Here is a 25211-nt window from a genome sequence, read left to right as displayed (position 1 = left end):
TCGATTGTGATCTCTAATGATAAGGATTAAGATGAGGTGATATTGTGCGGAAGCATTGTCATTGTGGTGGAATGATGAACCTTGATTTTAGGTTAGTTATTTTCGAAGGCATTATAGAAATAGATCGTGTTCCCATCTACGAATGTGAAGAAGGCTGCTTTTATGAGGTATTCCCTGCGATCAAAGAGGACCTTAAAGAGTTACTCGCGTCCTTGAAGCAACAAGGAAAAACTGGACGGGTAATATTTACCGAAATGAACGAGCTGGCTCATTTTATTTTCGAGATCTATCGGACATGGGACGAGGGGGAAGCGTCGTCATTTGAAGCTCTTCTGGAACAAAAATCTAATGAACATATAAATTTATTACTTGATTTGTACGGATGTGCTAAAAGTATGAACGATACGGAATGGATGAATGAAACTTCAAATCGTCTCGCTCAAATGTCCAATATTGTTAAAGATCGTCAGTTTTCTGAAGTAAATCAACGATTTCCTTACTAATTCGACGGTTTAAGTTGTTTTTCTATTTCACTTTTTGTTAAAATAGAAAAGGGTAAGTGAAAGGAGTTGGTTAGGTCGTGGTTTCATTGTTAAGAATAACTTCCATAGAAGAACTTAATCGTCTTTTGGATAATTCTAACCAGCAGTCGTTGCTGATATTTAAACATAGTACCCGCTGTCCAATTAGTGCTGCAGCACACCTGGAAGTTGAAGCTTACTTAAGTGATAGTCCAAATGCCGAGGTTACATACGGACTTATTTACGTAGTTGAGGACAGAGAAGTATCTAACGAGGCTGCTGAACGATTGAATGTCCAGCATGCATCACCGCAAGTTGTGTTGGTGAAGAACGGACAATCCGTCTGGAATACTTCCCATTCGGCCATCACAAGTAACGCTTTGAAGGGAATTCTGAACTAAGTGAAGCGTTATCATTGCACAAAGTAATATTTTGTCGTATCATAAATTTAATTGGAGTCATGGAATTAACGTGAATTATGATTGAAAATCTATTGGCAATGGAGAGAAGAATGTGACGGTTACCATTTACGATGTGGCACGTGAAGCAGGCGTCTCGATGGCCACGGTTTCCCGGGTAGTGAATAACAACCCTAATGTGAAACCGCAGACCCGGAAGAAGGTTTACGAAGCGATTGAACGTTTGGGATATCGTCCAAATGCGGTGGCAAGAGGACTTGCCAGCAAGAAGACGACCACGGTCGGTGTGGTTATCCCAGATATCTCGAATTCAATATTTGCAGAAATTGCTCGGGGCATTGAAGATATAGCCAACATGTATCACTATAATATTATCTTATGTAACGCGGATAAGAAGAAGGAAAAGGAAATTCGCGTTATTAACACACTGCTCGAGAAACAAGTGGACGGGCTTCTTTTCATGGGTGGAGCTGTGACAGAGGAGCATATTCAAGCTTTTCAGACGTCTTCGGTTCCAATTGTGTTATGTGCAACAAGTGATGAACAAGGTGTTATTCCTTCCGTGGATATCGATCATGAGTCTGCGGCATTTGACGCTGTAAGCACACTGATCCGCCACGGACACCGGGAGATCGCGATGATTAGCGGAACACTGCAGGATCCTGCAAATGGATATGCACGGTTCCAAGGTTACAAACGGGCGCTGGAAACAGCGGGAATTGAGTACAAAGAGGACTTGGTTCGTATCGGTAATTACCGTTATGAATCTGGTGTTGAGGCAATGAAATATTTCTTAGGATTGAAGAAGAAGCCTACAGCGATCTTCTCGGCTACCGATGAAATGGCGATTGGGGCAATCCACAGCATCCAAGACGAAGGCCTAAAGGTGCCTGACGACTTCTCAATCATTAGCGTAGACAATATTCGTATGGCATCGATGGTGCGTCCACAGTTAACAACAGTGGCTCAGCCAATGTATGACCTTGGAGCCGTTGCAATGCGGTTGCTAACGAAGCTGATGAAGAAAGAACCTGTTGATAATCCGCGGGTAATTTTACCACACGAAACGATTTTAAGATTATCTGTAAGTCAAATTTAATTGGCTTACATCCTATAGAGATAAATATACAAAGACAAAGATATGAAAAAGGGTAACGTGAAAAAGCTCCTGAAAAGGAGCTTTTTTTGGGGTCTATAGCAGTTTTATGAGATACAGTATTTGAGTGTTTCTACACTACGCATCTAATTTTGGAGGTCGTTATGATTAGAACAATTGGCCTTATGGGGGCCATGGATGAAGAAATAGCCTTGCTATTGCAACGCCTTGATCGGCAGAAAAGTATTGTTCACGCCGGAATTACCTTCGTAACAGGACTTTTCCATGGCAAAGAGGTTGTTGTTTGTAAATCAGGTGTCGGTAAGGTTAATGCCGCAGCGACTACGCAGGTGCTAGTTGATCGCTTTGGAGTCAACCTGATCTTGTTCACAGGAGTAGCGGGTGCTGTGGATCCCCTATTAGGGATTAGCGATATCGTGATCTCGTCTTCCTGTCAACAGCATGACATGGATGTAAGTCCCTTAGGATATGCAAGAGGCGTTATTCCGTATCAGAAAATATCTGATTTTCCGGCCGATCCGGGGTTAATAAACCTGGCAAAAGAGGCTTGTAGCTTGTTATGTAAGGACCGACATTTTGTTGTCGGCAGGGTCTTGTCAGGTGATCAGTTCATCTCAGATAATAATTTCGTCCGTACACTGCATGAAACGATGAGTGGAGCATGTGTGGAGATGGAAGGTGCTGCCGTGGCACAGGTGTGTTATATGAATGAGATTCCGTATGTTGTTGTCCGTTCCATGTCGGATAAGGCAGACGGTACCGCAGAGATTAACTATACTGAGTTTACCGTGGAAGCTGCAACTCGTTCTTTTGAAATAGTTAACCATATGGTTTCTAAATTGGACACCGTTCTAAATTAAGGATAGTCCTGTAACGCAACCGCGAGATTCTCGCGGTTTTTTGTTGTGATTTCCGTTCGTCTCGGAACGCCTTCCCAATGGGATAGATCATCGAGCCATTCGGATGGAAGATGTACAGAGGTTTGGCTTTGCCACTTCTCAATCCATGCTGTTGGAACCTTGGAATGGATATCTTTGACTAGGCCAGCCTTAAGAGGATGTTGACTCATTTCCAACCAAAGTAAGCTCCACGCACGTGGGACGACGCGCCACAAGTCATATCCACCACCACCAACCGCGACCCAGCGTCCGTCGCAATACGTATGAGCTAGCTGATGAAGAATGGCGGGCATTTCATTATAGATTTGCATACTACATTGAATGTGCGACATGGGGTCTAGGACATGTGCGTCACATCCGTGTTGGCTAATGATAATGTCCGGTTTAAAATATTTCACTAATCGAGTAACCGATTGCTCAAAACACTCCATCCAAGATGCATCTTCGGTGTAGGGCTGCATAGGTATATTCATACAGGCTCCGTAACCTTGATGTTCGCCTCTCTCCTGCAGGAATCCTGTGCCGGGGAATAAGTACTTGCCAGTCTCGTGGATAGAGTACGTACATACGTCTGGATCTGAATAGAAGCTCCATTGTACACCATCCCCATGATGAACATCTGTGTCCACATACAGCACTCTGGCGCCGTAATGATGTCTGGCGTATGCAATGGCTATGGATACATCGTTATATACACAGAACCCTGCTGCCTTTGCTGTGAGGGCGTGGTGGAGTCCTCCGGCTAAATGTAAGGCATGAGTACATCTTCCTGATAGAACAGCATCGATAGCAGTAATTGATCCACCGGCAACATAAGATGTCGCCTCATGCATGTCTGGAAAGAATGGAGTATCGTCGTCCATCAGACCATATTGCTCTGCACGGTCTAACCAGAGGGGCGAGGGAGGGGATTGACTTAAACCTTTGACAGCATCAATATATGCTGGGTGATGAATCCGCAGTAAATCCTCCTCAGTTGCCGGGCGGGATTCAATTTGTTGTGTTACGTCTAACGCTCCAATCTCCTTTAGAAGATCAAGCGTCAATTGCAGCCGAATCGGATGGAAAGGGTGATTATCGTGAAAACGATAGCTCATAACCTTATCGTGATGGACAAATAAAGCCTTTCCAGACATGATCGCACACGCCCTTTCTCTTTCTCTTAATCTGCTGCTAGAGTCCTACTAATACATGAAGCGATTTTGAAAGCGGATGCGGTCAAACTGCTCCTCAGACGCTAAGGGAACGTCTTTTCCGATGCGAACCATAAGACAGTTGGCCGGATGAGAGCAGATCTCTGGATCGTCGGTGGCATACCATACCATGCCGACGGTTTGCATCAGTCGTTCCATCATTTTACGATAATCCCATACACTAAGCCCGCTACTTTTCAGATCCCAATGCCAGTAATACTCCGTTGTGAATACAATATAGCGCTCCATCTGATCATCCTCAAAAGCCGTCTGAATCATTCGGGATCCGAGACCTAAAGAACGATACTCATTGGATACTTCAATAGCTCCAAGCTCAATAAGATCAGACATTTTGCCTTGGGACCAACGCTCCATCTGATCTGGGTAATGAAAGGTGACATATCCTACAATGACGTCCTTTTCTCGAGCTAGAATAATGCGACCCTCTGGAAGTCCGGCAATCTCTACTAACGCTTCGTGTTGATCTTTAGGCTTTCGGAAGGCATCTAGATCGGGATGCATTTGCAAACCTAGCAATCCTGATGGATTAAGAGGTCCCTCGATGACAATCTCATTGTTGGGCTGTGGCAGGGTATGGCGGATATACGTTTTACGGTGTTCCATCTTGCCGCCTCCTTTGATTGTTCCCTTCACTTATAACAGATAAATGAAAATTTGAAAAGTATAGCCATTCGATTAAATCGTGTGATATAATTAATCCCGACATAAAAAATTCACATCTATCAATTGACATTGTGATAATTATCCTTAACTATTTCAATCTACTAACATGAATCCGTTTTCATTTGTTTCAATCTTATATTATCCAGAGGGACAGTTTCAAGGGAGGATGAAAGTATGAGTCAATTGCAAGGCGAAATAATTTCGGCAGATGCACCCTTGTCCAACTTGGGCAATTATGAAGAAGCGTATAACAATTTCAAGTGGGAAGACGTGGAGAAGGAATTCTCCTGGTACCAAACGGGTCTCATTAATATGGCCTATGAAGCTATCGATCGTCATGTGGATTTAGGTAAGGGTGGAAAAATTGCACTTCGTTACAGTGATGCGTCAAGAGATGAAGCTTATACTTTTCAACAAATGAAAGATTTGAGCAATCAATTCACCAATGTACTTCGTAAGCATGGTATATCCAAAGGGGATCGCGTATTTGTATTCATGCCACGAAGTCCTGAGCTATATGTTAGTATGTTTGGCGCCATCAAGGCTGGGGCTGTTGTAGGCCCGTTGTTTGAAGCCTTTATGGAGACTGCGGTGAAGGATCGTTTGGAAGATAGCGGAGCCGTAGCTATTGTTACAACTCCTGCGTTACTAGGGCGTGTGAAGATTGATGAACTACCCTTGCTGAAGAAGATTTTTCTAGTTGGTAAGGATCTGGAGCCTATAGAAGGGATTATCGATTATCATGCGGTGATGGAACAATCCTCACCTGAAGCAGAAATCGAGTGGGTGAATCGAGAAGATGGACTAATCCTTCACTACACTTCCGGCTCTACTGGCAAACCAAAAGGTGTATACCATGTTCACAACGCAATGATTCAGCATTATTATACTGGGAAAGTAGTTCTTGATCTTAAAGAAGATGACGTATATTGGTGTACTGCTGATCCAGGTTGGGTTACAGGAACGTCTTACGGCATGTTTGCGCCATGGCTGCTTGGTGTGACCAATGTGATCCGTGGTGGTAGATTTAGTCCAAGTGACTGGTATAATACCATTCAGAGTAACAAGATAACGGTATGGTATAGTGCTCCGACAGCTTTCCGGATGTTAATGGGCGCTGGACAGGATGTTGTTGAGGAATATGATCTATCTTCGCTGAGACATGTCTTATCCGTTGGAGAACCACTTAATCCTGAAGTCGTACGTTGGGGACTCAAAGTATATGGTCAAAGAATTCACGATACTTGGTGGATGACTGAGACGGGGGGGCAACTGATCTGTAATTACCCGTCTATGCCTTTGAAGCCAGGGTCGATGGGAAAACCTGTTCCAGGCATTCAGGCGGCGATTATTGATGATAATGGAAAGGTGCTTCCACCGCACCGAATGGGTAACTTGGCGATTCGAACTCCTTGGCCATCGATGATGCGACTCATTTGGAATAATGCACCTAAATACGAAGAGTATTTCCGAATCCCTGGATGGTATATTTCAGGTGACACTGCATATATGGATGAGGATGGATATTTTTGGTTCCAAGGACGGATTGATGATGTCATCAATTCATCTGGTGAACGTATCGGTCCGTTTGAGGTTGAAAGTAAGCTACTGGAGCATCCAGCTGTTGCTGAAGCGGGTGTTATCGGTAAGCCCGATCCGATGCGTGGCGAGATAATTAAAGCTTTCATATCCCTAATGGATGGGTATGCACCTTCCGAGGAATTGAAGGCCGAAATAGCGAAGTTTGTTAAGGAAGGGCTATCCGCTCATGCAGCGCCTAGAGAGATTGAATTCAAGGATAAGCTACCTAAGACACGTTCCGGTAAAATCATGCGACGGGTGCTTAAAGCTTGGGAATTGAATCTTCCGGTAGGCGACTTATCTACGATAGAGGATTAAAAGGATCACGATATCAATGAATTTTAAAAGAGTTCCTCAGGTCAATTGACTTGAGGAACTCTTTTTGTATAGATTACTTATTAAATTGAATAGGTGTTGACGCTGTGGATTCTCCGCTGGCATTGACTGCCGTTACTTGAATCCATCCACTTGGAGAATCAGTCTTGAATGAAAATTGTGTTCCAGGAGTCGAGCCAACCTTGGAATATGCGCCATCTGAGGTAGCTGATAGGTAGATGTTATAGCTCGAAACTTGGTCCTGTGTGGAGTTTTCTCCCCAGGTAACAGTTAATCCATTGTCTCCGTTACGTATAGTAACCGAAGATGGAGTAGCGGGGATTGAGAGCTCTCCGCCAGTATTTCCTGTGTTGTCATCTGGCCACACGCTATCTCCGAAATCTGGAGTAGTACCTGAGTCATCAGGAGGGAACCAACCGTCATAACCAACGGATGCACTTGGTCCTGACTCCCTACCTGCAACATCGACCGCTGTAACGTAATAACTGTAGCTGTGGTCGGATGAGATGTTATCGGTAAAGGATGTTGCACCACCAGTAAGTACTGCTGTTCCAGTGTATTGGAATGCTCCACCATCTAATGATTTATATAGACGATATCCAACAACATCATTCTCCGGATTCTTATTGAACGTAATCGTTGCAGAGTTATCTTTGGACGAGAATCTTACGTTTATTGGGGCACTTGGATCAATGCCATCATCTACACGTGGGTCAGGCTTGGTTGGTGCGTCTTCGCCAGCATCTTTAGGCATGTAGAAGCTTATGTCTTTATGAGATTTCATGATTTTAAAAGCATTTTGAAGATCGTCAACTAATTCCTTGATCGGTTTCTCACGCTTCATCACTATTTTTTCTAGAACCATATCTGAAGGCGTGGATTCTTGAGGGATATAATTAACCCCTTCATACGTTATATATTTCGCTCGAACAAGTACATCATCCGGTTCAGTAGGTACAAACTTAGAGTTGAAAATATCAGTAACGAGCTTACCAGCCTGACTTGTTAATTCAGTTGGAAGCTTCCCGCTATACCCGGATACCGTCTTAGAGACGATACCATCTGGTTTTGTAAACTCCGTTGTCGTAAATAAATCGGGTTTGTTAGTCGTTACTTCATTCATGACTAAGGACCAAATGGATTTGGCTCTCGATTTCCCGGCATTGGATAGTGTATTAACCGGTTCTTTATAACCGATCCAGACACCCAGAGAAACATCTGGCGTGAAGCCCATGAACCAGACATCACCATAATTTTGTGTGGTACCGGTTTTTCCGACAATCGGAATTTTCCCGTAATTCTTAAACTCGCTTTTAATAGATTTAGCTGTACCGTCAGTAATGACAGTACGTAGCATATCGGTCATCAAGTAAGCGGTTTGCTTGGAAAATACTCGTTGTGGGTCAGCATTATGCTTGTATACAATATTACCTTTAGAATCGGTTATCTTAGAGATCATATACGCATCAACGAATTCTCCGCCGTTTGCGATTGAGCTGTAGGCATTGGTTAATTCCTCAACGGTTACGCCGTATCTAAGTCCGCCAAGTACCCCTGTTTGCGCTCCATAATCTCGTTCGTCCAACGTCGTTATACCGAGCTTCTTAGAGAAGTCCCAAGCTTTGTCGATACCCAGAACTTGATTGAAAATTTTCAGCGCTGGGACATTTCGAGATTCATTCAGTGCAGTACGAGCGGTCACTAGACCTTTATACCCACCGCTGGAGTTAACAGGAATATGATACCCTTTTGTATAATCTCGCAATATGATAGGCGAATCATCGATGATGCTCGCGGGTTGAATTAATCCGAGTTCCATCGCCGGTAAATAGGCGGCAATCGGTTTCATGGTCGAGCCCGGTTGCCTCACCATTTGTGTTGCATAGTTCATCTGTTCAGTATAGAAGTCGCGACCTTCAATCATACCTAAGATTTCACTGGTTTTATTGTTGATCATCATCGCGGCTACTTGCTCAAGCCCCTTAGTTTCACTATAAGGGCTGAAGTTGGCTTCATTATCTGAAACAGTGTGCATCGAAGTATACACTTTTTTGTCAATCGTAGTGTAAACTCGGTATCCGCCAGTTAAGAGCTGTTGACGGGCTTCTTCAATCAATTGTGAATTTTTAGAAGCCTCTTCTTTAGTCATTTCCGGGTTGTTTAACATAACGATGACCACGGCTGCTTGGCGTTCAGTTTCCAGCATTAGATACGGATAGGTCTCGTAAGCTTTTTTCGTTGTTGTAGCAAGCGATCCACGAATATCAAAAGCCATAGCTTCGTCATATTGCGCACTTGTTATTTTGTTCTCTTCCAGCATACGTTGGAGGACAAGGCGTTGCCGCTTAAGTGCACGATCAAATGCCTCCTGATTAAACTCACCCTTCCCATTAAACGCCGAGTAGGTCGAGGGAAGCTGCGGTAAGCCAGCTAGATAAGCAGCCTGGGCGATATTCAGATCCTCTAGCTTAGTAGTATTGAATATACCTTTAGCTGCAGCTTTGATGCCATAGACTTGATAGCCGTTAGAACCATTTCCAAAAGGAACTTTATTTAAATAAGCCGTAATAATTTCCTCTTTCGAGAGGAATCGTTCCAATCGTAACGCGAGCAGCATTTCTTTGATTTTCCGGTTATCCGTTCGATCCAAATTCAAGAACACACGACGTGCCAGTTGTTGGGTTAACGTGCTTCCGCCAGTTTGGACGTTCTCCTTAAGCAATCTTTCCTTGACTGCTCTCAGGGTACCTTTAAAGTCAATCCCAATATGGTTATTAAAATTATTATCTTCGATAGCGATGACCGCATCGATGACCGATGAAGGGATTTCTTCATAACTGACAGGACGACGATCTTCTTCTGATCGAAGTTGGCCTATGGGCGTACCGTCTCGGAAATAAGCGAAACCTGTTACTTCGTTATAATTGATCTTCTCTTCAATATCGGCACGTGAACGTACCGGATCGTCTTTGACGATGGAGGAGACATAACCGAATGCGGCGCCCCCTGCAAAAAGAACTCCGGCAACTACGAGTAGAGTAAGCCAGCCCAGTGTTTTCCAGACCCATCTTCCTCTTTTACGCTTGCGAACAGGTGGCTTGTCTTCGTGCGTACCTTGTTCCTTGCCGGAGTTTTTATCGTTAGTATCAACCATGGGTATCCTCCTTTTTAACAGCAACATTATAGCATAAATTCGCAAAACTTGGATGTTTTTTAAGCCTTTTCAATTACAATATAGATTGAGATAGCATCAATTTCGATTTGATTTTGGATAAGATTATATATTAGGGGATCTTTGAATTCATGTGGACAAAGGGTTGGAGAGACTTAGTTGAAGGTGAAAATCGGTGGGATGAGTTAGCGGTTTTTAAACGAAAGTTTGCTTAGTTGTTATATAATAGTCGCTATAGAAAAAAACAACCCGGAGTCTAAGACCCCGGGCTATTTCAATATTAATCTTAACGGTTGTAGAATTCGACGATTTGTTTCTCATCGATTTCTTGAGACAATTCAGAACGCTCAGGTAGGCGGATGAACTTGCCTTCCAGTGCAGTATCGTTGAACTCAAGGTAAGCTGGAAGATGCGAACGATTTTCCAAAGCTTCTTTGACGGAAGAAAGACCACGACTTCTTTCGCGAAGGCCGATAACATCGCCTAATTCTACACGGTAAGAAGCGATATCAACTTTTTTGCCGTTTACTGTAATGTGACCGTGGGATACCAATTGACGTGCTCCTGCACGGGAGTTGGCAAAACCAAGGCGGTATACAAGGTTGTCCAGACGGCTTTCAAGCAAAGCCATGAAGTTTTCACCAGCGATACCTGGCAATTTTTGCGCTTTGTTAAACAAAGTGCGGAATTGTTTTTCGCCCAAGCCGTACATGTGACGAAGTTTTTGTTTTTCCAAAAGTTGCATACCGTAGTTACTGATTTTTCTGCGTTGGTTCGCACCGTGTTGTCCTGGTGGGAACGGGCGTTTCAAGTCTTTGCCAGTACCGCTCAAAGAAATGCCAAGGCGGCGGCTTAGTTTAAATTTAGGTCCTGTGTAACGTGCCATTGTATAGGTAGACTCCTTTTAAAATGAAATTTTAGTTGTAGGGTTCTACTTGCGCAGTTTTTGTTTGCCTGAGCGGAGGATAGATGAAATCGCTCAAACTGACATGAAAGTTCAGCCGCTGTCGTGTCAGCAACAAAAACCAAGAGGGTGCCGCAATCGTTACTCCCTTATCAAGACTCTATCCAGTCTTTATCAACAATAAATTATATAGGATGTAATGAGGGGAGTCAAGGGAAGGTTTGAGCTAATCAAGGGACATTATTTTGTTTAATTAAGTAGGAATTTGTCGATAGGGCTTTTGTCCTAAAAAAGTAAGGCAAATTTAAGGAAATTTGATGCAAAACGGGAAGGAAGATAGTAATATAAACATATAGTCACGGAAATTGAACGGATCTATCACTCAAATGGCGGAGTTCAGGACAGAATCGAAAAACATCGCTGCGAGCTGGACGTGGCGAAAAGGAGCTATCCTATGGCAAAACATTCACGAGATGACCTGAAGAATAAGATGTATACAGAATTATCTTTTCCGCCGCTTAATGTTTGGGGTGACGACGAGGCACAGATGAATTGGCTAGAACAGCTCGATATTACCCCTTACGATTATCCATATACCGAAGCTCTTCTAAAAGCCAGTTATGAGGATTGGAAAAAACAAGCCTCTGATTTATCTCAGCATGATGGCGTTAAGTGGTTTATTACAAACCATTTGGGAGAAATACTGAACCAAGAGTACGAACCGGAGTTAATTACCGGAGTAGAGAGACAATTGGTCAGTACATCTATTCGTGAATGTCTTGAGAAACAGTCTTCAGCAATCATAAAGTCTGCTACAGGAATATGGATAGCCACTCCAATTGTGACGCGGGACCATAGCGAGCTGTTTGCTCTGATGGGTTGCTATATGGATGGTGAGCCAAGCCAAGCTGCGCAGATGCTTGTAAAAGCAGCTGCACAACATTTTAGAAGTTGTTTTTATAAGAGATTTGAGAATTTATTTGTCAGTGATTTACTTAATATTCAGAAGCAGGCAAAACGTGAAGAAAACAGACGATCGATGCTGTTTCAAGTTGTGCAAAGACTTCATGATAAAATAGATGTGGATTCGGTGATCACAGAGGTATTCGAGAGAATTGCAGGAATGTATCCAGCAGGCAAGCTCGAGCTTTTGATGTCGCAGGATCATCCAAGTCGTGACCCTCGCGTGAAGTCACTGCAGTTACAGGGACAAGAGCAAGAGGATTACATGTGTGTTAGGGCATTCATGGAAGGCCGGATGCTTCGTAAAGAATACACGAACAAAGACGGGGAGCCTATCATAGAAATTGCAGTTCCATTGATTGGTAAGCAAGGCGTGTATGGTGTGTTTCATTTGACCCTTCAGCAAGAAGGAATCGAGGATATCGATTTACAATTAATCGGGATGCTTGCGGATACGGCTGGTACTGCCTTTGAGAATGCCAAATTGTACGAGCAATCTAACCTGTTAATCAGTGAGTTAAGATTAATTAATGAACTGACCAAGCGGCTGAATCAAAGCTTAAAGTTAAAAGAAGTGTTCAAATTTGCTACCGATGAATTGCTTTCGATCTTTCAGGCGGAGTTTTGTTGTATCACGCAGATTGATCAAGAAAGTGATATCTTTGAAATCGTATCTTGTAATGTTCCTTCCTTATCTAAGGAAATTTTCCCTAAGGATTACGGATTCTGTGGTTTAGTGTTTTCAACACGGGAACCGATTATTTTATCGGATTACAAGGCTTATGGAAAAGTAACGTCCAGATTGATGGATGAGACGGAATCCCGCTCAATGATTGCAGCCCCTCTTATAGTAGGGGGAGAAGTCAATGGGGCCATAATATTGGCTCACCGGAATGAACGCTTCTTCTCATATGAGAATTATAAGCTGCTTCAGGTATTAGCTTCACATATCGGACTAGCTATCTCTAATGCCTCCCTGCATGCTGAAGTACGTAAAATGGCGAACCGAGATATGCTTACCGGGCTCTATGCTCGGCATTACTTGGATGATGCGATTCAAAATTATCAGAAGAAGGATGTCAATGGATCACTTATCATCGTGGATATTGACCAATTTAAGCAAGTAAACGATACATTTGGTCATCAGACTGGGGACAAAATCCTTAAACAGGTATGTGCTATCGTTAAAAGTTCCATTCGAAAAAGCGATGTACCTGCGCGCTGGGGTGGAGAAGAACTGGCGATTTATCTACCTGGAGCTGATGTTGAAAACTGTTATCAAATTGCAGAAACAATCCGTCTACGTGTAGCAATGGAAACGGATCCGCCTGTAACCGTCTCGTGTGGGGTTTCAGAGTGGAGAGAGTATGATGACAAGGTTAGTGTAGAATCCCTGTTCTACCAAGCGGATATGGCTTTGTATAAGTCTAAGAACAACGGAAGAAACCAAACTCAAATTGGTAATTAAGCATAGATTGAAGTATAGGAACGCCCAGTTGGGGCGTTCTTTTGTTTTCGAATAGATTTTGGGATGAGGGAAAACCTACTGGTTAACACATCATTTCCCGGTTCGCTATCGTGCTTCCCGGGAGACAAAGGGCGCGAGGTTATATGTTATATAGAGGAATCAAAATGATATTCATACTTTGCTGTCTGGGCTCCATGGTGGCTTGTAGTATTGGAGAGGCAAAAACCCCGGAAGAGTGGTTCGAATTTACATGGTCTGGTCTGGCTGGTCGAGATGCCTTAAGCTTTCAAGGGAATGCTTCACTTGTACGCCAAGATAAACCGCTCATGGAAGAGAACATAAGTTACTATGGGCAATTAAAGAATCATCATGAACTAGAGATGGTTACGATTTTACCGCGACTGAACGAAGTTGGTACATGGAAGACTGCAGGCAACAAACAGACTAATGATGAAATTCAATCCAAGCTACTCTGGAAAGGAGGAGCCTGGACAATATCAGCCAATCAAGGTGAGGTATTAAGCAAAGGGATGACCAGGCTGAATCCACTGGACCAATTAGAGACGATCCGTAAGATGAATAAGAAAATTACGACGGAGAGTGGAGCGGCCAGAGGAACAAAGGTACTGCGAATTGAGCTTGATCCTAGTGAAGCGAAGGAAATGATTAAGGAAAAGTTGACAGCTGAGATGCAGGTGCTAAGGAATGATTATGAAAACAAAATTGCGAAAATGGAACCTGAACTCCGCAATAAAGTAGAACCTGAAATAAATAATCTTTGGACCAGCGGCAACGAACAACTTGCTAAAATATTGAAGCAAACGGATGCAAAGGTTATTTATCATCTAACGATAGGCCGCAGAAACGGGCTACCCCAACGTTTAACTTCAGAGTCGGAGTTGATCTATTTGAGCCCAGCGGGGCTTCAACAACGTGAAGTATTGCTAACAGACAATCGGTTTTCGAGTTATCAGTAGTGGGGTTGAATATGCTGACTTCCCTTTACAGCCGTGCTACAATAGAGAAGAATTAACCGATGTTCAACTAAGAGTTTCTATGTTGGGAAACTCTTAAGCGCAAGCATATTGCGCAATTTTAAGGAGGCGTTACAAGGCATGCGAGATCCAAGAATACAGAAATTGGCGGAGAACCTAGTAGGGTACTCAGTAGATGTTCAACCGGGTGAAAACGTCCTAGTTGAAATGATTGGTTCAGAACGCGATTTATTAACTGCAATTGTAGAAGAAGTGGGAAAGAAGGGAGGAAATGCGTTTGTTGAGCTGACGGACAAGGCAGTTCAAAGCTCGCAATTGAAATATGCCACTGCTGAAGGGATTAAAACCTGGGCTGACTATGATTTAATCCGGATGAAACAAATGGACTGTTATATCGGTATTCGGGCGGGTGCGAATGTGAACGATCTTTCCGACGTACCTGAAGATAAAATGAAACTGTATAACTCGCTTTATCAACATACTGTACATAGTGAAGAGCGGGTGAAGCATACGAAATGGGTTGTGCTTCGTTATCCTAATGCCAGCATGGCGCAGCTAGCAAATGTCAGCACAGAGGCGTTTGAGGATTTCTACTTTGATGTTTGTAATCTGGACTATGCTAAGATGGACCGGGCGCAGGACGCTCTAGCTGATCTTATGCAACGTACGGATAAAGTACGAATTACTGGACCAGGAACGGATTTATCGTTCTCGATCAAAGACATCAACGCTATTAAGTGCTCAGGTAAAAGAAACATTCCAGATGGTGAAGTATATAGTGCTCCAGTACGCGATTCCATTAATGGAACGATCAGCTACAATACAGCCACTTTATATAACGGCATTACTTTCGAGAATATCGTATTCCGTTTTGAGAATGGTAAAATCGTTGAAGCTACCAGCAATGACAACAAGCGGATCAACGAAATTCTGGATAGCGACGATGGAGCGAGACATATTGGAGAGTTTGCGATTGGCTTCCATCCCTACATTTTGCACCCAATGAAAGATACACTGTTTGATGAGAAAATTGCAGGTAGTCTGCATTTCACACCAGGGCAAGCGTATGAGGAAGCTGATAATGGTAACCGTTCCTCCATCCACTGGGATCTAGTACTGATCCAGCGTCCAGAGTATGGTGGTGGGGAAATTTATTTTGATGATGTACTAATTCGCAAAGATGGTATATTTGTGCTTCCAGAACTGGAAGGTTTGAACCCCGAAAACCTAAAATAAGCAGAAAACAACTTGCTAGGAAAGCGGATTCAATGTATCATATTATTATGTTTCCAAAGTTAGAGACGGAGGGATTCTCATGGCCACTAATAATGAAGCGGTAGTTGAAATTGCTCAAACTGCAGGTAAGTTTGCTTCTTCGATCGTATTGCAAGCTGACAACAAGTATATTGACGTTAAAAGTATCCTTGGTCTTTTTACTACGTTAGTGAACACTCAAAGCTACGAACTGCATGTTCATGGTTCGGACGCTGAAGAGGCAAAAGCAGCGGTTGCTGCGGTATTTGCTAAATATGATCTGAATGTTAAAGTTGTAGCTGAATAAGTTAATTAAGAAGACGCTCCCGCCTTATTAGGCTGGGAGTGTTCTTTTTTTGCAGAAATACTAGGTTCATTCTAGGGGGCAAGGAACTCTCAACTTAGTTTATTTAGAGAGGTTCTTGTATTGGTCTTCAATTTCGTCTAATATTAAGAATAGAATAGGTGAGTGACGATTTTGGACATGGGGAGGAAACAACATGACTTCATCTGATTTGCAGGAGCAATTGAACCTTAAAGCGTTAAATCTTCTGCAGGAAGATGCTGATAAAATAGAGAAGCTGATTGAAGTGCAGATGGAGAACCTGGCTACACGTTACTGTCCCCTTTATGAGGAAGTGCTGGATACCCAAATGTACGGCTTCTCCAGACAGGTTGATTATGCGGTTCGTATTGGTCTTATCCAGGAAGCGGTAGGGAAAGGGATCGTGAGTAAGCTCGAACGGAACTTGGCTACACTCTACGAAGCGATGAACAATAAAGAATGACCTGTTTTGATAGAAACAGACCTATATACAAAAAATGAAGAAAGCGTATATTCCGGACTTTTCCGGAACATACGCTTTTTTTGATGATAATGTATAAATTGAGCAGTGGGTATCGCCGATTATATTAAGTAGAAGGATACGCCTAGAATAGCATACACTGCGATAAGAAGTAACCCTTCGTACCAGTTAGTTTGCCCATCTTGGGTAATAGACTTGGCAATGAATACAGATACCCCAATTGCGGAAAGCTCGATTACGGTAAATACGATATCCATCGGTCTGCCAAACAGGTGACTGACAAAGACAAGAACGGGGGCTACAAACAAGGCGATTTGTAGACTACTTCCGACGGCAATTTCTACTGAAGCTCCGATTTTATTCTTTAATGCAAGCATGATTGCCGCACTGTGTTCGGCCGCATTCCCAACAATAGCTACAACGAAGGCGCCGACGAAAATTTCGCTCAGTCCAAATTTGGTAGTAAAGGTATCAAGAGTATCAACTAGCCATTCGCTGACAAAGGCAACCATGACCGTAGCAAGGATCAGGTAGAGGATCGATTGACGTTTGGACCAGGCTGGTGCATGTTCATGTGGGAGTTCCTCAGCTTTATCTTCTGTCACATCTGCTAGGTAATCTTTATGAGTGATCATGGAGAAGATGAGCCAGAGTATGTAAGCAACGATCAGAATTCCAGCTACAACAAGACTTAAAGTCGTTATGTTTTCTTTAGGAAGCTCGTGGGAATTGAGAAAGATTGCAGGTACGAATAGGGCAATGATTGCAACGATCATCAGAGAGCCATTCATTCCAGCAAGGGACACATTGTAGCGTTGTACCTTATGTTTCAAACCACCAGCAAAGAGGCTTAAACCAAGTACAAGAAGTAGGTTCCCTATGATCGAACCCGTTATACTAGCTTTGACCATATCAAATAGGCCTTCCTTGACGAGTAAAATACCAATGATGAGCTCTGCAGCGTTACCGAAAGTGGCATTCAGAAACCCACCTAGACGCTGCCCGGCGTAGTGAGCTACACTTTCAGTCGCTTTTCCGAGAAATCCTGCCACGAAAATAACAGCAATTGCAGAAATGATGAATTGTAAAGTTGCTGGCCATTCAACGAAATGTCCGATGGCACTAAGGATGAAGAAAAACGCAAGTAAACCCGGAAAAAGATATTTTTTCATAGGAGACACACCTCAACAATTATTTTGTGGATCTGTAAAAAATGGGGTCAAAACCAATATAACCAATAACGAGAAGATTATAAGCGATAAGCTTGGAACTGGTCTATAGTTGCTTTACTAGGTTTTACGAATTACAATGATTATAATGAGGTTGAAGGAGGAATTACCATGACCGAGCAATTACAGTTGGATATGGGGCTTATTCGGATTTCAGATGATGTCGTTTCCAAAATCGCTGGAATGGCAGCCTTGGAAACACCAGGTATCGCAGCGATGTCTGGAGGGCTATCTGAAGGATGGGCCAAACGTTTAAGTGGTAAGAATGTGCAAAAAGGTGTCACCGTAGAAGTCGGTCAATTGGAAGCAGCGATTGATTTACGAATAATCGTACTTTATGAAACTCCAATCCATGAGGTATGTCGTATGTTGCAGCAGAACGTCCGTGAAGCGGTGGAAAGTATGACCGGGTTGAAGATCGTAGAAGTAAATGTAAAAGTTGAGAATGTGGCATTTAAGGATGACGAGGTTTAGTTAATTAGGGTATATATAAATTTAGGTTATGAATATGGGCTGAGCGAGGAATTTTATTCCTTGCTCAGCCCATTTGTTGTTACGTCAATAAATTTATCTGCGTCTCATCGTTTGTAACTCATTTGAGGCTTGTTTCACTACAACAGACTTGGTTCTCTCCTGCTTGGTTGGTAGAGATGATTGACGTGAGATACTTAATACGATTCCCATGGCGATCATCATGACAAGCAACGAAGAGCCCCCATAGCTAATGAAAGGAAGGGTTACCCCGGTTATAGGGATCGTTCTAGTAACACCACCGATATTAATAAAAGCTTGGATGGCAATTAACCCCATGATTCCGACCCCAGTTAATATACCAAAGGTACTAGAACTCCGCAGAGAAACTAGTACGCCCCTCCAAATAAAATACAGATAGAACAATAAGAATAAAAAGGTGCCGATAAAACCAAATTCTTCACCGATTACCGCGAAGATAAAATCGTTATAACTATTCGTTAGGTAGTGAAGCTTCTGAATACCTTGGCCAAACCCTGTTCCAGTTAGTCCTCCATGGCCAATGGCTGTTAGAGATTGAATAAGACTGAATCCAGTTCCTTGTGGATCTTCCCAAGGGTTGATATAGGCTTGAAACCGGCCTATTTTATAGTTTGTCCCTACAGCAGCAGCATCGGCGATATCACTAGGGTTAACTTTATCCCATAGTGCTCGTGCGCCTAATACAAGGCTGGCTCCGATGATCAAGAGGACAATAGAGCCAAGGATGTGCTTCAGGTTGGCTCCACCCGCAAAAATAATTAAACCGGCGGTGGCAACTAGGATGAAACAGGAACCTAGATCGGGCTGCATCATGATGAGTCCAGCCACGATTCCGACGATCACCATGACAGGAATATATCCTGTACGTAAGTCGCGAAACCGTTCACCTTTTTTTGATATAAGTGCAGATAGATACAGAATAGTTGTAACCTTAGCAAGTTCCGTAGGTTGAATACCATAGTTACCTAATTTGATCCAGCTACTCGCGCCGTTAATGGCACCAACAAAAGGTACAAATAACAATAGTATAATCGCTATGATGAAGACAGGAATAAATAGTTTCTTGAATTTTTCATAGGGTATGTTCATTGTGATGAACATACCAAATAGACCAATAGCTCCAAAAGCCAGCTGACGTTTTGTGAAATACATCGGATCATATCCGAATCTCTCGCTGACAATGGTAATGCTGGAACTGGAGCTGAATACCATGACGATCCCAAAACCTACTAATAAAAGGGTAAGGATGAGAAGTTGGAAATCTGGAGCCCCGCGTCTGGGCGTTTCGTTGTTGTCTCTCATGGAATTCCTTCTCAGGCCTCGAGAAGTTCCTTCAACTCAGCCAGCTTGAGTTGTGCTGTTTTCATTACGTGCGGCGGGATTTCTGATTCGTATTCCAATCCATGTGGGAAAGTGGCACGTCCCATATAGACTGCTTCAATGTCCAGTACTGTGTCTGGCCGCTCTAATTTTCCTTCCACGGCGCGTGTGTTCATGCGAAGGAAATATTCTTGGTTATCGAAAGTAATTTTGTAATCATATGTAGCCCGGTAGTACTCCCATTGCCAACGAATAAACCCAATCTTTTCGGATGATTCATCTAAGTAGGCCAACTCAACTTTTAAACCTTCTAACCCAGTATTCTCAACTATCATCTTGTAGATTGCCCCCTTAAAAGTTCTCTTTCTCATGATATTATGTTTCCCTCACTTGTGCAAGGGTGGCAAGACTTGCCAAGTCCGGGAAGTTTCACTGGTTCTATACTCTGTGCTCACTTTATTTCTGATACAATAGAACTAATATGTAGCTTCAGATTGCTGATGAAGTTTCGAGCGATGGAGTGATGAAGGAACGATAGAAATATATAGATGAAGGAAGTGAAATGCAATGGAACAAGAAGTACTTACAGCACTGTTACCATCTATGGTTGAATGGAGGCGACATTTACATCGTCATCCTGAGCTGTCTTATATGGAGAAGGAAACGACAGCATACGTGAGAGAAATTCTTCATGATTTAGGCGTGGAACTTCAGTCAGTTACAAGTGGCTATGGGTTGTTCGGGACGATTCGAGGCGATCTTCCTGGAAGGACGGTTGCTCTACGTGCAGATATGGATGCGCTTCCGATTCAAGATGAGAAGACTTGCCAATATGCTTCGCAAGTTCCTGGTGTGATGCACGCCTGTGGACATGATGGTCATACCGCTGTTTTATTGGCTGTGGCAGAATATTTCTGCAAGCATAAGGAAACGTTGCGAGGATCCATCCGATTGATCTTTCAACCGGCAGAGGAAGTGTGTCCCGGTGGAGCACAAGCGATGATAAAAGATGGTGCGCTAGATGGGGTTGATGTTATTTACGGCATACACTTATGGACACCGATTCCTGTAGGTACGGCAGCAAGTGCACCGGGTCCCCTAATGGCTTCGACCGATGAGTTTTTTATCGAAGTTCACGGTAAGGGCGGCCACGGCGGGATGCCTCATGCAGCAGTTGATAGTGTTGTAGCGGGTTCTGCTCTTGTACTTCAGTTACAAAGTGTTGTAAGTAGGTTTGTTGATCCATTAGATCCCGCGGTTGTAACCATCGGCTCTATTCAAGGAGGCACCGCTCAAAATATAATTGCTGAACGTTGTCGTCTTGCAGGTACAGTCCGTTGTTTCCGTGAGGAGACGCGAGAATTGATCCGCAATAAAATCTTATTCATGACAGAGTATACAGCCCGAGCTTATGGAGCTACAGCAACAGTAGACTATATGAGCGGATATCCGTGTTTGATTAACGATGAATATGAATTTAATCGTTTTATCCAGACCGGCCCGCAGGTACCTAATCTCCAAACCGATCTATCAGCCAAAATCATGCCTGCCGAGGACTTCGCTTATTATCTACAGCACGTGCCAGGTTGCTTCATACTTGTAGGTGCCGGCAATCAGGATAAAGGAATTGTACATCCACATCATCATCCGAGATTTGACATTGATGAGGATGCAATGCTCCATGCTGCCGGATTGATGATTAGGATGGCGGAATCTTATCTAGTGGAATATGCATAATTTGTTCCCAACTTTGGAATTATAATCTCCGAAGGAGGGATTGTACATGAGAAAAGTAAGCGAAATTATGACTACCGATGTCGTTACAGTTACTCCAAGGGACAATGTATATGAGGTCGCTGTAAAGATGAAGCAGCACGATATTGGATACATACCCGTTGTTGAAGTAGACGGGGGCAGGTTGCTCGGAGTTATTACCGATCGTGATCTCGTCATACGTGGTATTGCGGAGAAGCATCCAGGCTCTGCAGCAGTTGAGACCGTAATGTCAAAAGGAATTGAGACCGTATCTAAGGATACCTCTGTTGATGAAGCGGCTGAACTTATGGCTGAGCAGCAAATACGTAGGTTGCCGGTAACGGATGGAGAGCGATTGATAGGTATCGTATCGATTGGTGACTTAGCAGTTCGTAACATTTTTGCTAATGAAGCTGGCGAAGCGTTGACACACATATCGGAGCAAATCCATTGATGTAACCGAATCAATAAATTCTAAAGGGAGAAGTTCGTGCATGTTGGCGGGCTTCTTTAAGCATGTAGAACACGAAGAGGAGGTAGAGCCTATGATCGGATCGGGTGCGGGTATCGTTCAGCGTGATTTCACCGTACTATTGGAGAAGGAACATCCTGGATTTGTGGAGGCTAGGGGGCAGTTAGCCCGCTTTGCAGAATTAGTAAAAAGTCCGGCTTCGTATCATACCTATAGAATCACCCCTCTTTCTTTATGGAATGCTGCTGCCTCGGGATTGACGGCTGAGGAAGTTATCGAGATGTTACGGTTTATTTCTCGTTCTGATATTCCTACTAAGGTAATTACAGATATCCGCATGTGGGTTACGCGATATGGATCTTTAGTACTTCGACGCTCAGAACACGAACCAGAAACTTTATGGCTGGAATGCCAACCTGAGCATGCTTATTTACTCGAGCGACTTGAACAAGAATCTTCGCTAGCTGAGCTACATTTGCAACGATTGGAGTCACATCGGTTAGTTCTGCCTGCAGGATATCGAGGTATATTGAAACAGGAGTTAACCCGACTTGGATACCCCGTAACGGATGAAGTGGGTTACCACCTAGGACAGCCCCTTTCATTTAGGATGAGATCAACCTTGGATAATGGTTTGTCTTTGTCATTGAGACCTTATCAGAGAGAAGGGGTCGCTGCATTTGCTGGGTTTGAAAACAACACTGGAGAGAGTGGTGTCCTTGTTCTCCCTTGTGGGGCAGGAAAAACGGTAATTGGTCTTGCGGTGATGGAACGGTTTCAATGCGAAACGTTGATCCTGACATCGAATGTGACTTCAGTCCAGCAATGGATATCGGAGATCCTGGATAAGACAACTTTGTCCAAAGAGAATGTGGGTGAGTATTCAGGCGGACAAAAGCAAGTGAGACCTGTGACGGTATCAACCTATCAAATCCTGACTCATCGAGTCAGCAAGGGCGAAGGATTTAAGCATATGGGTTTATTTAATCAACGGGATTGGGGTCTCATTATATATGATGAGGTTCATCTTCTACCTGCACCCGTATTTCGTGCGACTGCTGATATTCAGGCGACTCGTCGTCTTGGTCTGACAGCTACTCTGGTTAGGGAGGACGGTTGTGAGTGTGACGTATTCTCTTTAATTGGGCCCAAACGTTATGAGGTACCTTGGCGAGAACTAGAGCAGAGTGGGTACATAGCTGAGGTGCAATGCTGCGAAATAAGAGTTGCTATGTCTCGAGTTCTTAGAGATTATTATTTAAATGCAGGAGAACGTGAGAAGTTTCGAATCGCTGCCGAGAATCCCCGGAAAATTGAATGGCTCCGAATGCTGATGAAACGACATGTGGGTCGACAAATTCTAATTATAGGACAATATTTAGATCAGCTGAGAAGCGTGGCATTACAGTTGAATGTGCCGCTTATTACTGGCAGTTTGCCACAGGAGGAACGGGGAAAGCTGTTCGAGGCATTTCGTCGCGGAGATATTCAAGTTCTAGCCGTATCTAAAGTTGCAAATTTTGCAGTCGATCTTCCGGATGCATCTGTGGCGCTACAGATTTCCGGTAGTTATGGATCTCGTCAAGAAGAAGCTCAAAGATTGGGCCGGATCTTACGACCGAAATCAGACGGAAGCCAGGCCTATTTCTATACCTTAGTGTCAGAGGATACTAGGGAGCAGGATTTTGCGATGCGTAGACAGTTGTTCTTAATAGAGCAAGGATATGAATATATCATAACATTTGATCACGAAGATGGTTGTGATGATGCAATTGTTACGGCTGGGAAACTGGAGGTGTCGCCGTAATGGAGATTTTCGAATACCAACAGGCTTCCTCTGTAATTGTAAAACTGGCGGCATTATCCTTAGCAGATGAAGAAGCGTTGTCTGCCATATTTCGACGATTTGCTGGACAGCCGTTTACACTTCAAGGTCTGAATGAGGTGACGAGAGGTAGGTTAAGTGGTGCTGACATACGTGCCTCAATCCCTGTTCTACTTCAACAAGGATATTTACATGCGGTGAAGAAAGTATGGGGAGAACGGTTGTATTACATTCCTTTTGACCTTCTACCTCAGCTTCAGGAGATGTATGTACTCCCTTCGATCAGGTCATATGACGGGCTGGATGTGTTTCTATACCGGGAGTCCAGACGTGGGCTAGCCTGTGATATGTTCCGTACCTTGGCTTGGATATCAATGAATCGTCTGCAGATCACAGCTAAGGGAACCCTTTATCAAAAAGTGTTAAGTAAAATAGGGGGCCTAATTTCCTTGGAAAGTGAGGATATTATGGGCCTTTCACTATATTATCCATATCAGGAGGTTTATGCTCCTCCGGTTGCTGTTGTGTTTGATATGTTAATAGCATTTGATCTAATTGTGCAAGAACATGGAGAGTGGCTGTTAAACCAGGTCAACGTAAGGTCATGGCTTAAATTAGACTTGGAAGAGATGAATGCAGCATTCTTCCGTCAGATCATGCTGAGATATGTTCCAACTGACGCTGTACTCCAACATTTTGTGTTTGGGATAACTTCATCTTCTATACAGAGTGGTATGTGGTATGGTCTTCAGAATGTGCTTGATTCACTGGAGCAACAAGGTATATTTACGGGATCATTGCTACCGGAACAGCAATTGTGGATGAGAAGTTGGCTCATTGCTTTATGCGGATTCGGTTGGATGGAACTAGGGCAAGGGAGAGACGAAAAGTTATATCTCCGTTGGGTAGATAAACCGGACATGATGAGAGAACGGGGGGGCGTACCTGAAGGAGTCCATTTGCATACGGGACTTTGTCATGTTCAGCCTGATTTTGAAATTTTAGTTCCGCCGGACGTTTCGTTTACGGTTCGTTGGGAATTAGAGTCATGTTTTGAGCACATCACGATGGATATCATGTCATTGTATCGAATAAGCCGATTAAGTGTGACTCAGGCTGTACGTAATGGCCGTTCTTCCAAGGATATATTGACGCTTCTGGAGGAACATTCCACAGGAGTTCCTGAGCATGTAAGGCTAGCAATTGAGCAGTGGGGCCGAGAAATGGATCAAACTAAACATGACGAGAGGATGCGGATTATAAACGGTACTCAAGAAACAGCAGACTTCCGAGTATCGATAAATAGAGTAAATGGTTTGCTTGGACGGCAAGGTTGGATATATTGTGGAAGTGAATATAAAAATTATGAGTATGATGATGGCATTCCAGAGGTTCATGATTTATTTCCTGGCCTGGAGGATACCCCAGTGATGTGGATAAAAGAAATGAGGGCGTATCATGCCTCTACGACTCGAAAGATCATCGTGCAAGCTCTACTTTGGCGGACAAAGATCGCACTGAAAATTCGCGGTGAGGTTGTTGAATGTCTACCATTAGCCGTGGTGGGCGAGGAGAATTGGAAAGTAAGAGGCTTGATGTTCCTTAAGGAGGAGAATAAGGGTGCTGAGCATGAGCTGGCTCCGGGGGAGTGGGAAGCTATTCAATTGCTTCTTCCTGACATAAAGCGGAAAATGCTGTAACGAAACTCTTCTTCTCCTAGTGAGATTGTGGTATGATAAAATCGTCTACTGTGCAGTAGACCATTACACAACAGAATTGAGTTGA

The 25211-nt window shown here is 43.5% G+C and carries 22 protein-coding genes; 15 read left to right on the top strand and 7 right to left on the bottom strand.

The window, feature by feature from the left end; all coding sequences use genetic code 11:
• Positions 1-44: 44 nt before the first annotated feature.
• The 4 genes from IEW05_RS13185 (at position 45) to IEW05_RS13170 (ending at position 2917) form a co-directional block, all read left to right on the top strand.
• Entirely contained in the window at positions 45-503 is a 459-nt protein-coding gene (locus IEW05_RS13185) for a hypothetical protein (protein ID WP_188539431.1), read from the top strand.
• Positions 504-580: 77 nt separating this feature from the next.
• Positions 581-922, top strand: coding sequence for a bacillithiol system redox-active protein YtxJ (gene ytxJ, locus IEW05_RS13180; protein WP_188539429.1), 342 nt, complete (start codon positions 581-583; stop codon positions 920-922).
• A gap of 112 nt (positions 923-1034) precedes the next feature.
• The gene (gene ccpA, locus IEW05_RS13175; RefSeq protein ID WP_188539427.1) at positions 1035-2039 is read left to right on the top strand and encodes a catabolite control protein A; all 1005 of its coding nucleotides are present in this window, start codon (positions 1035-1037) and stop codon (positions 2037-2039) included.
• A gap of 161 nt (positions 2040-2200) precedes the next feature.
• Positions 2201-2917: a 5'-methylthioadenosine/adenosylhomocysteine nucleosidase gene (locus tag IEW05_RS13170; protein ID WP_188539425.1), complete on the top strand. Its 717-nt coding sequence runs from the start codon at positions 2201-2203 to the stop codon at positions 2915-2917.
• Here IEW05_RS13170 and IEW05_RS13165 read toward each other — a convergent pair.
• Positions 2914-4092: an acetoin utilization protein AcuC gene (locus IEW05_RS13165; protein ID WP_188539423.1), complete on the bottom strand. Its 1179-nt coding sequence runs from the start codon at positions 4090-4092 to the stop codon at positions 2914-2916. The genes IEW05_RS13170 and IEW05_RS13165 overlap by 4 nt on opposite strands.
• A 48-nt stretch (positions 4093-4140) precedes the next feature.
• Positions 4141-4773 carry a GNAT family N-acetyltransferase gene (locus tag IEW05_RS13160; protein WP_188539421.1) on the bottom strand — a complete coding sequence of 211 codons (633 nt, stop codon included), beginning with the start codon at positions 4771-4773 and terminating at the stop codon, positions 4141-4143.
• Between the two features lie 234 nt (positions 4774-5007).
• Here IEW05_RS13160 and acsA point away from each other — a divergent pair, with 234 nt between their 5' ends.
• On the top strand, positions 5008-6732 hold the full coding sequence (acsA, locus tag IEW05_RS13155; protein ID WP_188539419.1) for an acetate--CoA ligase: 1725 nt from the start codon (positions 5008-5010) through the stop codon (positions 6730-6732).
• A gap of 73 nt (positions 6733-6805) precedes the next feature.
• Here acsA and IEW05_RS13150 read toward each other — a convergent pair whose 3' ends face one another.
• Positions 6806-9904, bottom strand: coding sequence for a transglycosylase domain-containing protein (locus tag IEW05_RS13150; RefSeq protein ID WP_188539417.1), 3099 nt, complete (start codon positions 9902-9904; stop codon positions 6806-6808).
• Positions 9905-10208: 304 nt separating this feature from the next.
• Complete coding sequence (gene rpsD / locus IEW05_RS13145) at positions 10209-10808, bottom strand: 30S ribosomal protein S4 (protein WP_188539414.1); 600 nt, start codon at positions 10806-10808, stop codon at positions 10209-10211.
• 472 nt (positions 10809-11280) lie between these two features.
• Here rpsD and IEW05_RS13140 point away from each other — a divergent pair, with 472 nt between their 5' ends.
• The 5 genes from IEW05_RS13140 (at position 11281) to IEW05_RS13120 (ending at position 16294) form a co-directional block, all read left to right on the top strand.
• Entirely contained in the window at positions 11281-13257 is a 1977-nt protein-coding gene (locus IEW05_RS13140) for a sensor domain-containing diguanylate cyclase (protein ID WP_188539406.1), read from the top strand.
• A 164-nt stretch (positions 13258-13421) separates the two neighbouring features.
• A complete protein-coding gene (locus tag IEW05_RS13135; RefSeq protein ID WP_188539404.1) occupies positions 13422-14234 on the top strand; it encodes a hypothetical protein in 813 nt (270 codons plus the stop codon).
• A gap of 138 nt (positions 14235-14372) precedes the next feature.
• A complete protein-coding gene (locus IEW05_RS13130) occupies positions 14373-15488 on the top strand; it encodes an aminopeptidase (RefSeq protein ID WP_188539402.1) in 1116 nt (371 codons plus the stop codon).
• Between the two features lie 79 nt (positions 15489-15567).
• Positions 15568-15813 carry an HPr family phosphocarrier protein gene (locus IEW05_RS13125; RefSeq protein ID WP_188539400.1) on the top strand — a complete coding sequence of 82 codons (246 nt, stop codon included), beginning with the start codon at positions 15568-15570 and terminating at the stop codon, positions 15811-15813.
• Positions 15814-16006: 193 nt separating this feature from the next.
• Positions 16007-16294, top strand: coding sequence for an Fpa/YlaN family protein (locus tag IEW05_RS13120; protein ID WP_188539398.1), 288 nt, complete (start codon positions 16007-16009; stop codon positions 16292-16294).
• A gap of 119 nt (positions 16295-16413) precedes the next feature.
• Here IEW05_RS13120 and cax read toward each other — a convergent pair whose 3' ends face one another.
• Positions 16414-17484 carry a calcium/proton exchanger gene (cax, locus tag IEW05_RS13115; protein ID WP_188539396.1) on the bottom strand — a complete coding sequence of 357 codons (1071 nt, stop codon included), beginning with the start codon at positions 17482-17484 and terminating at the stop codon, positions 16414-16416.
• A 168-nt stretch (positions 17485-17652) separates the two neighbouring features.
• On the opposite strand from cax, the gene IEW05_RS13110 reads away from it, so the two are divergent.
• Positions 17653-18015 (top strand): Asp23/Gls24 family envelope stress response protein, encoded by a 363-nt coding sequence (locus tag IEW05_RS13110; RefSeq protein ID WP_188539394.1) that lies wholly within the window; start codon positions 17653-17655, stop codon positions 18013-18015.
• Between the two features lie 93 nt (positions 18016-18108).
• On the opposite strand, the gene ftsW is transcribed toward IEW05_RS13110, so the two are convergent.
• Both ftsW and IEW05_RS13100 read right to left on the bottom strand, forming a co-directional pair.
• Positions 18109-19356 carry a putative lipid II flippase FtsW gene (ftsW, locus tag IEW05_RS13105; RefSeq protein WP_188539392.1) on the bottom strand — a complete coding sequence of 416 codons (1248 nt, stop codon included), beginning with the start codon at positions 19354-19356 and terminating at the stop codon, positions 18109-18111.
• An 11-nt stretch (positions 19357-19367) separates the two neighbouring features.
• Entirely contained in the window at positions 19368-19709 is a 342-nt protein-coding gene (locus tag IEW05_RS13100; RefSeq protein WP_188539390.1) for a YugN family protein, read from the bottom strand.
• A gap of 232 nt (positions 19710-19941) precedes the next feature.
• Here IEW05_RS13100 and IEW05_RS13095 point away from each other — a divergent pair, with 232 nt between their 5' ends.
• The 4 genes from IEW05_RS13095 to IEW05_RS13080 all read left to right on the top strand — a co-directional run bounded on the left by IEW05_RS13095 (position 19942) and on the right by IEW05_RS13080 (position 25126).
• On the top strand, positions 19942-21111 hold the full coding sequence (locus IEW05_RS13095) for an amidohydrolase (protein WP_188539388.1): 1170 nt from the start codon (positions 19942-19944) through the stop codon (positions 21109-21111).
• Positions 21112-21157: 46 nt separating this feature from the next.
• Positions 21158-21583, top strand: coding sequence for a CBS domain-containing protein (locus IEW05_RS13090; RefSeq protein ID WP_188539386.1), 426 nt, complete (start codon positions 21158-21160; stop codon positions 21581-21583).
• Between the two features lie 91 nt (positions 21584-21674).
• Complete coding sequence (locus IEW05_RS13085) at positions 21675-23408, top strand: DNA repair helicase XPB (protein ID WP_188539385.1); 1734 nt, start codon at positions 21675-21677, stop codon at positions 23406-23408.
• Positions 23408-25126, top strand: a complete 1719-nt coding sequence (locus tag IEW05_RS13080) for a helicase-associated domain-containing protein (RefSeq protein ID WP_188539383.1) — start codon at positions 23408-23410, stop codon at positions 25124-25126. The genes IEW05_RS13085 and IEW05_RS13080 overlap by 1 nt, the downstream gene beginning before the upstream one ends.
• The last annotated feature ends 85 nt before the right edge of the window (positions 25127-25211 follow it).

The sequence above is a fragment of the Paenibacillus segetis genome (genome assembly GCF_014639155.1).
GTDB classification, from domain to species: Bacteria; Bacillota; Bacilli; order Paenibacillales; family Paenibacillaceae; genus Fontibacillus; species Fontibacillus segetis.
This window is presented reverse-complemented; position numbering and strand designations above follow the sequence as displayed.